Raw genomic sequence first — 11,881 nt, forward strand, 5'->3', positions numbered from 1 at the left:
GCTGTCGTCCACTCTTACTCGATGATGCTTGCGACGACGCCGGCGCCGACAGTGCGGCCACCTTCACGGATCGCGAAACGGAGCTTTTCTTCCATCGCGATCGGCACGATCAGGTGCACTTCCATCGCGATGTTGTCGCCCGGCATCACCATCTCGGTGCCTTCGGGCAGATGCACGACGCCGGTCACGTCGGTGGTGCGGAAGTAGAACTGCGGCCGGTAGTTGGTGAAGAACGGGGTGTGACGACCGCCCTCTTCCTTGGTGAGGATGTAAGCCTCGGCCTTGAACTTGGTGTGCGGCTTGACCGAACCCGGCTTGCACAGCACCTGGCCGCGCTCGACTTCCTCACGCTTGGTACCGCGCAGCAGCGCACCGATGTTGTCGCCGGCCTGGCCCTGATCGAGCAGCTTGCGGAACATTTCGACGCCGGTGACGATGGTCTTCTGCGTCGCGCGCAGACCGACGATCTCGATTTCCTCGCCGACCTTGACGACGCCGCGCTCGACACGACCGGTCACGACCGTACCACGGCCGGAGATCGAGAACACGTCTTCCACCGGCATCAGGAACGGCTGGTCGATCGGACGCTCCGGCTGCGGAATGTAGCTGTCCACCGCCTTCATCAACTCGAGGATCGCGTCGTGGCCGAGCGCCTTGTCCTTGTCTTCGAGCGCGGCCAGTGCCGAGCCCTTGACGATCGGAATGGTGTCGCCGGGGAATTCGTACTTCGACAGCAGTTCGCGAACCTCGAGTTCGACGAGCTCGAGCAATTCCGGATCGTCGACCATGTCGCACTTGTTCAGGAACACGACCAGCGCGGGAACGCCGACCTGACGGGCGAGCAGGATGTGCTCGCGGGTCTGCGGCATCGGGCCGTCGGCGGCCGACACCACCAGGATCGCGCCGTCCATCTGCGCCGCACCGGTGATCATGTTCTTGACGTAGTCGGCGTGGCCCGGGCAATCGACGTGGGCGTAGTGCCGGTTCGTGGTTTCGTATTCGACGTGGGCGGTCGAGATCGTGATGCCGCGCGCCTTTTCTTCCGGCGCCTTGTCGATCTGGTCGTACGCCGTGAACGTCGCACCGCCGGTTTCCGCCAGCACCTTGGTGATCGCTGCGGTCAGCGAGGTCTTGCCATGGTCGACGTGACCGATGGTTCCGATGTTGCAGTGCGGTTTATTACGTTCAAACTTTGCTTTGGCCATTTGACTCTCCGTTCAGTCGTTAGCTTTGAACCAACGACAATCAGGCAAACTTCTTCTGGACTTCTGCCGACACGTTCGCGGGTGCTTCCGCGTAGTGATCGAATTGCATGGTGAAGGTCGCGCGTCCCTGGCTCATCGAGCGCAGGTTATTCACGTACCCGAACATGTTCATGAGCGGCACCATCGCGTTGATGACGTTGGCATTGCCGCGCATGTCTTGACCCTGGATCTGGCCGCGCCGCGAATTCAGGTCGCCGATGACCGATCCGGTATAGTCTTCCGGGGTCACCACCTCGACCTTCATGATCGGCTCGAGCAGAACGGACTTGCCCTTCGTCAGCGCTTCGCGGAACGCCGCGCGCGCTGCGATTTCGAAGGCCAGCGCCGAGGAGTCGACGTCGTGATACTTGCCGTCGACCAGCTGGACCTTGACGTCCACCACCGGGAAGCCGGCAACGACGCCCGAACCCATCACGCTGTTGAGGCCCTTTTCGACGCCGGGGATGTATTCCTTCGGCACCGCGCCGCCGACGACCTTGGACTCGAATTCATAGCCCTTGCCGGGCTCGTTCGGCTCAACGATGATCGACACTTCCGCGAACTGACCGGTACCGCCGGTCTGCTTCTTGTGCGTGTACTTGACCTCGGCGCGCTTGGTGACGCGCTCGCGGAACGCCACCTGCGGCGCGCCGATATTGGCGTCGACCTTGTAGGTACGGCGCAGGATGTCGACCTTGATGTCGAGATGGAGTTCGCCCATGCCCTTGAGAATGGTCTGGCCGGACTCCACATCGGTCGACACCCGGAACGACGGATCTTCCGCAGCGAGCTTCGCCAGGGCGACGCCGAGCTTTTCCTGGTCGGCCTTCGACTTCGGCTCGATCGCGATTTCGATCACCGGCTCCGGGAATTCCATCTTTTCGAGGATCACCGGCTTGTCGGGGTCGCACAGCGTGTCACCGGTGCGGGCTTCCTTCAGGCCTGCCAAAGCGACGATGTCGCCGGCATAGGCTTCCTTGATGTCTTCGCGGTTGTTGGCATGCATCAGCAGCATGCGGCCGATACGCTCCTTGCGGTCGCGCGTCGAATTGATGACGCCGGTACCCGACATCAGCGTGCCGGAATAGATGCGGCAGAAAGTGATGGTGCCGACGAACGGGTCGTCCATGATCTTGAACGCCAGCAGAGCCAGCGGCTCCTTGTCGTTCGGCAGGCGAACGACTTCGTTACCGTCTTCATCGAGGCCCTTGATGGCGGGCACGTCGACCGGCGACGGCAGGTAGTCCACGACCGCGTCCAGCAAAGGCTGCACGCCCTTGTTCTTGAACGCCGAGCCGCACAGCACCGGGAAGAACGCGCCTGTCAGCACGGCCTTGCGAATCATGCGTTTCAAGGTCGCCTCATCGGGCTCCTTGCCGTCGAGGTAAGCGGCGAGAACCTCGTCGTCGAGTTCGACGGCAGCTTCCAGCAGCTTCTCGCGATATTCCTTGGCCTTCTCGACCATGTCCGCGGGAATATCGATGTCTACGAACTTGGCGTCGAGCTTCTCTTCTTCCCAGACCACGCCCTTCATGCGAACGAGATCGACCAGGCCCTTGAAGTTGTTCTCAGAGCCGATCGGAAGCTGGATCGCAATCGGCTTGGCGCCAAGGCGATCGACAATATCCTGCATGCATTTGTAGAAGTCGGCGCCGGTCTTATCCATCTTGTTGGCGAAGACGATGCGCGGAACGCGGTACTTGTCGCCCTGACGCCAGACGGTCTCGGTCTGCGGCTCAACACCCTGGTTGGAATCGAGCACGCACACCGCGCCGTCGAGCACGCGCAGCGAACGCTCGACTTCGATGGTGAAGTCGACGTGGCCGGGTGTGTCGATGATGTTGAGGCGCTTGCCGCTCCAGAATGCGGTGGTCGCGGCCGACGTGATGGTGATGCCGCGCTCCTGCTCCTGCTCCATCCAGTCCATCGTCGCGGCACCTTCGTGCACTTCGCCGATCTTGTGGCTCTTGCCGGTGTAATAGAGGATGCGCTCGGTGGTCGTGGTCTTGCCGGCATCGATATGCGCCATGATACCGAAATTTCGGTAGTTCTCTATGGCATGAACGCGGGGCATGGGCTGTTCCTTAAAATCCTAAGTTTCGCCGTTACCAGCGATAGTGCGAGAAGGCGCGGTTGGCTTCCGCCATCCGGTGCACGTCTTCACGCTTCTTGACGGCGTTGCCCCGGTTGTTCGACGCGTCGAGCAACTCCGCCGAGAGCCGCTCCGTCATGGTCTTCTCGTTGCGCTCGCGCGCAGCCGTAATGATCCAGCGAATGCCCAGCGCCTGACGGCGCACGGAGCGCACTTCGACCGGCACCTGGTAGGTGGCGCCGCCGACGCGGCGCGAACGCACCTCGATGGTCGGCATCACGTTTTCCAGCGCCTGCTCGAACACCGGCAGCGGGCCCTGCTTGGTCTTGGCCTCAATCATGGCGAGCGCGCCATAGACGATGCCTTCGGCGGCAGACTTCTTGCCGTCATACATGATCGAGTTCATGAACTTCGTGATGATGATGTTCCCGAACTTCGGGTCCGGGTTCACTTCACGCTTTTCAGCAGAATGGCGACGAGACATCTGGTCTGTTCCCGATTACTTCGGACGCTTCGCGCCGTACTTCGAACGGCGCTGCTTACGGTTCTTGACGCCCTGGGTATCGAGGACGCCGCGGAGAATGTGGTAGCGCACGCCGGGCAAATCCTTGACGCGGCCGCCGCGGATCATGACCACCGAGTGCTCCTGAAGGTTATGGCCTTCACCGGGGATGTAGCCGATCACCTCGAAGCCGTTGGTCAGGCGCACCTTGGCGACCTTACGAAGCGCCGAGTTCGGCTTCTTCGGGGTCGTGGTGTAGACGCGCGTGCAAACACCGCGCTTCTGCGGCGACTGCTGCAGCGCCGGCACCTTCTTGCGCGACTTCTGAACCGTACGCGGTTTTGCGATCAGCTGGTTGATCGTCGGCATGTCAGCCTTCACCCTTTAATTCGTGCGAAACCCAAAGACGGTTTTCGCAAATTCTTCTCGGGACTAGCCGTCCCGTTCGGCCGTCTCGCGCGGAAACATCCACGCAAAACGAAATCGCGCCAACCACTCATCACTGAGCGGAAAGCGCTTCGACACCACAGAGGACCGCGATCCGGGACCGGTCAGCGTTCGCTGTTCGGCCCGTCATCGAGGTCATGCATCCGAGTTCACTCTCAAGAGAACGTGCTCAAGAGAACTAATATCGCCCTGGCATTGCCTAGCTATATGATCGACAGCGTTTGAGCGGCATTCGTCGAGGTTGGTGCCCGTCCTGATCCCGAAGGATCCGAAGGGTGTTCCGTTCCGACGCTGGCGTTGCTCACCGCCTGTCGTGAAGTAGCGGCCTTTTATAAGCGGCGGGAAGCCAAGTCAAGGCGAAACGACAATAACAGAAAGGCCTCTGCCGCAGCGGGATTCAGCACGCCTCAAAAATTCGATCGGCAGCTATATCCGGCATTTCCCAAGTAGGGCGCGAATCCCCCGACGCCAGGTCAGACCGCGCCGGCCGGCCTGGCCGAAGGGGCACCGGCCCGGCCACCGCGGTGGTCGGCAATAAAGGCTGGATCAATCCCGAAACCGCTAATATTACCCGGGTATTATTAAGCTTGGCGCGTGGCGGTGTCCGGCTTTTTTGGACCCGACGCCCCAATTCGGCCCCGCAACCGATCACGCAAGCCCCGCAGGCGTTCGTATCCAAGGTGGCGCGCGACTTCCATCCGGTAATGCAGGGATTTCGCCGGCCCAATGTTGAACAGCAGGTCGACCATGTTGCGTCGTCCAGCCCAAAGCTGTGCCATGAAACTCGTTTCCGCGGCACAGGAGTTGATCGCATGAACATCGGAGCCGGCGAACAACTGGTCGGTCACGCGATCGATCAGCAGCGCGCCCGGTGAATATTTGGCATAGTTGGCGTCGAAGGCCGTCTTCCAGGTGTAGGCCGTGGCGCCGCAATACATCAGCACCTGCGCGGCAACCGCCTCGCCGTTGACGCGCAACAGCGCCACCGACGCGTTCTGTCGGGCGGCGAGATGCTGCAGCAAGTTCCTGACAAAGGCAGCATCCGCCGGGTCGGACAACAGCGCCGTCCCCTGAGCGCCCTTCCAGCTTGCTTTTTCAAGCGCGAGAAAGGTTTCGAAAGCCTCCACCGCCCCTTCGGGCGTTCGCTGGTTGAGCACTTCGACCGCACCGAGCGCAGTCAGGCGATTCCAGTCCTGCCGCAGCTTCTTGCGCGTCGAGCCGGAGCGCTTGATACCGAACTCCCGTGTTACGAACGGCCGCGCATGTTCCGCAAGCACCAATGGCACGATGCCGCGCTCGGCCAGCAATTTGAGGATAGCGGGGTAGCTCGGACATTCGGCATCGAAGGACCTTATGCTGAGCACCCTCGGCAGCGACGGATTCTGTTTGATCGCCGCGAAGAACGCCGGGATCACCTCCTCGACAAACGCCGGATCGATCACGGGACTGGACAGGAAGGCGTAATTGTACGGCAGCGCCTCCAGAAGCGCCGGCCAGAACGGCGCGACCTTGCGCACCTGAAGCGCCCAGACGCCGACCAGCCTGCGCGGCTCGGCGCCCTTCTCCCAGGCCAGCATCATCTGAATGTCGGCGAAACCCGTCTCGCACGCCGCCATCAGAGCGGCCGGATTCATGAAAACGTTCGACGACGCGCGCCGGACCAGATCGTCCCAATACGGGGCGATGGCCAGGTTTGGTGAATCGATCGTTACCAAAACCATCGAATGAGTGCCCTGCTACGCCGTGCGATCGCGGCGGATCGTGTTCTTCCGAGATTGCTTTTCGGTTAAATCGCCGGGGTTTTGGCGTTATTCCTGGCATCTCTTTCAAGCTTTGTTTGCATCTTGCGGCGCAGAGATAGGGCCATCGATCAAAGGCCCGGGCATGCGTTACACGGATGTCGCAATCATCGGCGGCGGTCTCGCCGGCTCAACGGCGGCAGCGATGCTGGGACGCGCCGGGATCCCGGCCGTCCTGATCGATCCGCACCCGGTCTACCCGCCCGAACTGCGCTGCGAGAAGATCGGCGGCGAGCAACTCGATCTGTTGCGCAAGACCGGTCTTGCCGAGCCGACCTTGCGAGCGACCACACTTGACGGCGAAGTGTGGGAAGCACGTTTCGGCTACGTCGTTGCCAAGAAACCCAGCGACCAGCACGGCATCATGTACGACACGCTCGTCAACACCGTGCGTGCGCAAATCCCGCCCAGCGTGGAAACCATTTTCGCCAAGGCCTCCGCCATCGCCAGCAGCGGCGAGCGGCAGAAAATTGAGTTCGCGAACGGCGACGCACTCTCGGCGCGGCTGGTGGTGCTGGCGAACGGACTCAACATCGGCCTTCGCCATACGCTCGGCATCCAGCGCCAGGTCATCAGCCAATGCCATTCGGTCACGCTCGGCTTCGACGTCGAGCCGGCCGGCCGTTCAGCTTTCGCATTCCCGGCGCTGACCTATTGGCCGAAATCGGCGCGCGCGCGGATGGCCTATCTTTCGCTGTTTCCGATCGGCGGAAAGATGCGCGCCAATCTCATGGTCTATCGCGACATGACAGATCCCTGGTTCCAGCAATTCAAGCAGGCGCCGGAAGCGACCCTGCGCGCCATGATGCCCGGCCTTGCGCGCATGACGGGCGGATTCAAGGTGAGTGGACCGGTCAAGATCAGGCCGGCCGATCTCTGCGTCACCGAGGGCCATCTGCAGCCCGGCATCGTGCTGGTCGGCGATGCCTTCGCCACCTCCTGCCCTGCAGCCGGAACCGGCACTACAAAAGTGTTCACCGACGTCGGGCGCCTGTGCAACGTCTACATCCCGGCCTGGCTCTCGACCGACGGCATGGACGCACAAAAGATTTCACAGTTCTACGATGATCCCGAAAAGGTGGATTGCGAGGCGCGGTGCCGCGCCAAAGCCTATCACCTGCGCTCGCTATCAACCGACCACGGGCTGCCGTGGCGCGCGCAACGCTGGGCCCGTTTTATGGTTCGGCTGGCCCAGGGAACACGACACGCCATCCGCAAGCGGCTGTTGGCCAGGTCGAATGGCCCGCAACGAAGCGCCGGATCGGCCGGGCAACCGCAGCACGGGAAGCTCGCCTGAGCCCGTCTCGCGAGCGTCGCGACGGTAATGCTTCATTTGCCTTTCGCGGCGCAACAATGGCGGTTCCAGGCCGGGATCTCCCATGAGATACACCGACATTGCGATTATCGGCGGCGGCCTTGCGGGCACAGCGCTGGGCGCGCTTCCTGGCCTGGCTGAGCAAGGGCGCCGTGCGACGCGCCCACGGCCGCCTCAGCGCGGCATCGACGCGCCGCGCTCATTCCTCGTCGTCATCATCTTCGTCGTCATCATCGTCGCTGTCATCGTCCGCCTGACCGGCGGCGTTGTGCGGCGCATGGCCCTGGTCGTCCCATAATTTGCGATAGACGCCGTTGGCGGCGAGCAATTTTGCGTGCGAGCCGCGCTCGATCGCCTTGCCGCCGGAGATCACGATGATCTCGTCCATATCGACCACCGAGGTCAGGCGATGGGTCGACCAGATCATGGTGCGTCCCTTCGCCACCTTCAACAGCGTGCGATTGATCGCGGCTTCCGTGGTCTGGTCCAGCGCGGAGGTTGCTTCATCGAGCAGCAGCACGGACGGATTGCGGATGATCGCGCGCGCAATCGCGATGCGCTGGCGCTGGCCGCCCGACAGCGTGTCGCCGCGCTCGCCGACCGGCGTGTCGTATTTCTGCGGCAGGCTCATGATGTAGCGATGGATCTCGGCTTTTCGCGCCGCCTCCACCACCTCTTCGTCGCTGGCGCCTTCCTTGCCGAGCCGGATGTTCTCGCGGATCGACATGTTGAACAGCATGTTCTCCTGGAACACCACCGCCATGCTCCGCCGCAGCGATTCGCGGGTTACGCGGCGGATATCGACGCCGTCGATGCTGACGCGCCCTTCATCCGCCACGTAGAGGCGCAGGATCAGATTGAGCAGCGTGCTCTTGCCGGAGCCGCTGGGGCCGACGATCGCGATGCTTTTTCCGACATTGAGCTTGAGGCTGAGATTGTCGAGCACCGGCGTCTGGCTGCCGTCATACTGGAAGGTGACGTGATCGAAGGTGATGTCGTTGGTGATGCGCGGCAGATCGGGCGCCCCCGGACGATCGGCGCCTCGCGTCGGCTCGTCGAGCAATTCCTGGATGTGGCGCACCGCCGCCGCCGACTGGATCGACACCGGAATGAAATGCATGATGTGGGCAATGTTGTAGGACACCTCCCAGAACGCGCTCTCGAAGGTGACGAAGGTACCGATGGTGATCTGGCCCTTGGTGGCGAGATAGGCGCCGATCGCCAGCACCACGAGGTGCAGCAACAGCACCGAGATCGTGACGGTGCGTTCCACCATGGTCGACAGGAACCCGGCAGAGGTGGTTTTCAGGCGCACCTCCCGGTTGCGCATGGTGAACCAGCCGAGCGTGCGGCGCTGGAGGCTGAACGCCTTCACCACCGCCTGCGCCGCAACGTTTTCCTGCACCATGCCGAGCAGCGCGGATTCGTTGAGCTTCTGCTCGTAATTGGCCTGCACCGCCTTCGGCGTCAGGATCCGCGGGCCGATCAGCGTGATCGGAAACACCAGCAGCGACACCACCGCGAGCTGCCAGTTCAAGAAAAGCAGCAGGAGGATGCCGGCGATCAGTTCGAAAAACGGCAGGGCCGCACTGTTGGCAAAGCTTTTGATCGAGCCCTCGAAGGCCGAGAGGTCGATCGAGAAACGCGAGAGAATCTCGCCGCGCTTGGTGCGTGCAAAATAGGCCGACGGCAAATTCTGGACGTGCTCGAACAGCCGGTTTCGCACGTCGGAAATGACGCACGCCGCCAGCCGCGCATCCCTCCGCTCGTACCAGACCGCGACGATCGAGGTGACGATGCCCGCGACCGCGAGCACGCCGAGGATTATGTAGAGAGCCTGAAAATCCTCTTCGCCGAGCGCGTCGTCGATCAGGAATTTCAGGCTCAGCGGCATGAAGACGTTGAACAGCGTCTCGACCAGGACGCCGAAACCGACGAATGCCAACAGCTTCTTGTAATTGATCAGGAACGGCTTGACGAAGCCGTAGGTCGTAGCCAGCGCGCCGGCGGCTTCCTTGGCGGTGAAGACGACGAGATCCTCGTCATCATCATCGTCGTCGAGCTCCGGTTCGTCGTCTTCGTCATCCTCGTCGTCATCGTCATCGGGCGGCGACGACGCGGCCGCCTTGCCGGGCGGTGCCGCGCCGGCGGAATCGGTGCCGGTCGCAAACTTCTTCGCAAGCTCGGGATCACCCGCGACAGCAGGATCCCGATCATCCGAAGAAGGAGGCTTTGGCGCCATAAAACCAACCGATGCTGCACGGCCGGCTTGACCGCAAAATCGAACGCTGTAGCTGATGACGCTACCGCGCCGATCCTATGCGATCAGGATGAATTCGGCAAAACAATTGGCGTAGCCAGCGCTGTCGATTACTCGTCCGATTCGACCTTGTCAAAGAACGAATAGCGCAGGCTGTCGGAGTCCGCGTACCAGTGCCCCGGCCCCTTGTTGGCGGCGAGCGTCGCCGCCCACAACGCGTCGGTGGTGTCGCGGCGATGCATCGAGAGGTCGAATCCGTTACCGAAGAACAACTCCGACCACTCCCACCAGGTGCCGAGCTTCTTCACCCCGCGCAACAGGTCGTAGCGATCGATCAGCCCCGGCGCCATATCCGAGGTCACCGATCCGAACACCAGGCCGGTCTTCATCACGCGGTTCAGTTCGCGCACCGCGCGGACGACTTGCTTTTCCGCGACATGGCACAGGCTGGTCTCAAACACGAAATCGAATTCGCCGTCCTTGAACGGCAGATCCACGATCGAGCCGAGCTTGTTGAATTTCTTCAAAGCCTTCGGCGTCCTGGCGTGGATCGCGCGGTTGTTTTCGATGCCCCATGCATCGATGCCGCGTTCACGCAGCGCCCCGACCAGTTCGCCGCTGGCGGAGCCCGCGACCAGCAGCTTGTAGCCCTTGGCCCGGTTCCAGACGATCTTGATCAAATCCGTCAGGTAAGCGGGATCGGTAAACTGGCTCCAGACTTCGCTGTAGGGACCGAGCCCGCGATAATTCTCGAAATAGCCGCGGTCGATCTTGTCCGACAGCAGCTTGCCGTCCTGTGAGCGGGCGCGACGCAGCCGCATCATCTCGGTGACGATGATGTCGGTGGCGGCATCGGAGGAGTCGAGCAGTCCGTTCAGCGTCGAGTCGAACAGATAGTCACCGACCACGACCAGCCCCGGATGCGCTTTCGGCTCGGGGCGGTGATTGGTCATGATATCGCGCGCCGGCAACCCGCCTGGCAGCGCATTCACCGACGACAGCCAGCGATGGGTCTTGCCCTCGACGAAATGCTCACGGGCATCGCCGAGCGAAGCCGGCAGCGATTTCAGCGCGGCGTCGATCAGTTCCTGGTCACTCAGATTGGCGAACGCCAGCGCGTCGGAGCCGGCGATCAGCCAGTTCAACACCCCGTGCTTGCCGACATCGTGGCGCGCGCCTTCGTTGTAGACGCAGCAGCCGCCGAACGCTTCCGACATGAACCAGGCGCCCGGGATCTTCTCGCCCCAGAACGGCTCGTCGAACAGGATCGAGACGCGCAGGTAATGCGCCGGCCGGTCGAAGTAAGCAACATGCTTGACCATCGACTTGCGCAGCTCTTCGCCGTCCCAGCGCATGGTGGCGAGCCAGGAATGCGGCAGGCACATCACGACGAGATCGAAATCCCGCGTCTCCGGCCCCTTGCCGTTCATCATGTTGAGCTGGTAGCGGCCGCCTTCGGTCTTGCCGACCTTGAGAACCCGGTGGTTGAGCTGGATGTCCGCCTCGACCTCGGACTTCAGGCAATCGATCAGCTGTTCGTTGCCGTTCTGGATCGAGTACAGGCCGATATAGCCGTCGACGTCCATCACAAAATTCTTCAGCGCATTCAGCCCGTTGGTGTTGTGGCTTTCGGTCGCGAGATCGGAACGCGCCATCACCTTGAAGAAGCGCTTGGCGATGGGATCGTCGACTTCCTTGTCGAGCAATTGCTCGCAGGTCATGTAGGCCCAGGGATGCTCGTTGTCGTGGGCGCCGACGCCCTCATAATATTCGATCGGCGACACCATGTTGGCGCAGCGCTTGCGGAACGCCTCGATCGCGTCCGCGGTCCTGGCGCCATATTTGCGGCGCATGCCCGGCACGTCGTTCAGGAGTTCGCCGTCGAACTGGACCTGCTCGGCATCCATCGGAATCGTCTGCAGACCGAAATGCTGGATCAGTTCGCGCAGCGGATCAGGACCGGTCATCGAGTAATCGTAGATCTCGGCAACGCCGGCCTCGTACATCGCGGGCGCGGAATCGAATTTGCGCGTGACGATCTTGCCGCCGACGCGGTCGGACGCCTCGTAGATCGTGATACGGCAGAGGTCGCCGAGCTTCTTTTTCAAATACCAGGCGCTCATCAGCCCCCCGGGGCCGCCGCCTACGATTGCAAGATCAAGCATGTGTGTTCCGTCGTCTCCGGCCCCGCTGCGAAGCGTCCGGTCTAAGTCGTCCTAGCA

The 11,881-nt window shown here is 62.1% G+C and carries 8 protein-coding genes; 1 reads left to right on the plus strand and 7 read right to left on the minus strand.

Annotation, left to right across the window (positions count from 1 at the left end; all coding sequences use genetic code 11):
- Positions 1-14: 14 nt before the first annotated feature.
- The 5 genes from tuf to NL528_RS27890 all read right to left on the minus strand — a co-directional run bounded on the left by tuf (position 15) and on the right by NL528_RS27890 (position 5,919).
- A complete protein-coding gene (tuf, locus tag NL528_RS27870; RefSeq protein WP_309177627.1) occupies positions 15-1,205 on the minus strand; it encodes an elongation factor Tu in 1,191 nt (396 codons plus the stop codon).
- A gap of 40 nt (positions 1,206-1,245) precedes the next feature.
- A complete protein-coding gene (fusA, locus tag NL528_RS27875; RefSeq protein ID WP_309177628.1) occupies positions 1,246-3,318 on the minus strand; it encodes an elongation factor G in 2,073 nt (690 codons plus the stop codon).
- Positions 3,319-3,349: 31 nt separating this feature from the next.
- Positions 3,350-3,820 (minus strand): 30S ribosomal protein S7, encoded by a 471-nt coding sequence (rpsG, locus tag NL528_RS27880; protein WP_074276034.1) that lies wholly within the window; start codon positions 3,818-3,820, stop codon positions 3,350-3,352.
- 15 nt (positions 3,821-3,835) lie between these two features.
- Positions 3,836-4,207: a 30S ribosomal protein S12 gene (gene rpsL, locus NL528_RS27885; protein WP_057849132.1), complete on the minus strand. Its 372-nt coding sequence runs from the start codon at positions 4,205-4,207 to the stop codon at positions 3,836-3,838.
- A 659-nt stretch (positions 4,208-4,866) separates the two neighbouring features.
- Positions 4,867-5,919: a GNAT family N-acetyltransferase gene (locus NL528_RS27890; protein WP_309177629.1), complete on the minus strand. Its 1,053-nt coding sequence runs from the start codon at positions 5,917-5,919 to the stop codon at positions 4,867-4,869.
- 250 nt (positions 5,920-6,169) lie between these two features.
- Between NL528_RS27890 and NL528_RS27895 the strand changes: the two genes are divergently transcribed.
- The gene (locus tag NL528_RS27895) at positions 6,170-7,381 is read left to right on the plus strand and encodes an NAD(P)/FAD-dependent oxidoreductase (protein ID WP_309177630.1); all 1,212 of its coding nucleotides are present in this window, start codon (positions 6,170-6,172) and stop codon (positions 7,379-7,381) included.
- A 217-nt stretch (positions 7,382-7,598) separates the two neighbouring features.
- On the opposite strand, the gene NL528_RS27900 is transcribed toward NL528_RS27895, so the two are convergent.
- Entirely contained in the window at positions 7,599-9,641 is a 2,043-nt protein-coding gene (locus NL528_RS27900; RefSeq protein ID WP_309177631.1) for an ABC transporter ATP-binding protein, read from the minus strand.
- A 128-nt stretch (positions 9,642-9,769) separates the two neighbouring features.
- Positions 9,770-11,824, minus strand: coding sequence for an FAD-dependent oxidoreductase (locus tag NL528_RS27905; RefSeq protein WP_309177632.1), 2,055 nt, complete (start codon positions 11,822-11,824; stop codon positions 9,770-9,772).
- Between the last annotated feature and the right edge of the window lie 57 nt (positions 11,825-11,881).

The sequence above is a fragment of the Bradyrhizobium sp. Ash2021 genome (assembly GCF_031202265.1).
GTDB lineage: Bacteria > Pseudomonadota > Alphaproteobacteria > Rhizobiales > Xanthobacteraceae > Bradyrhizobium.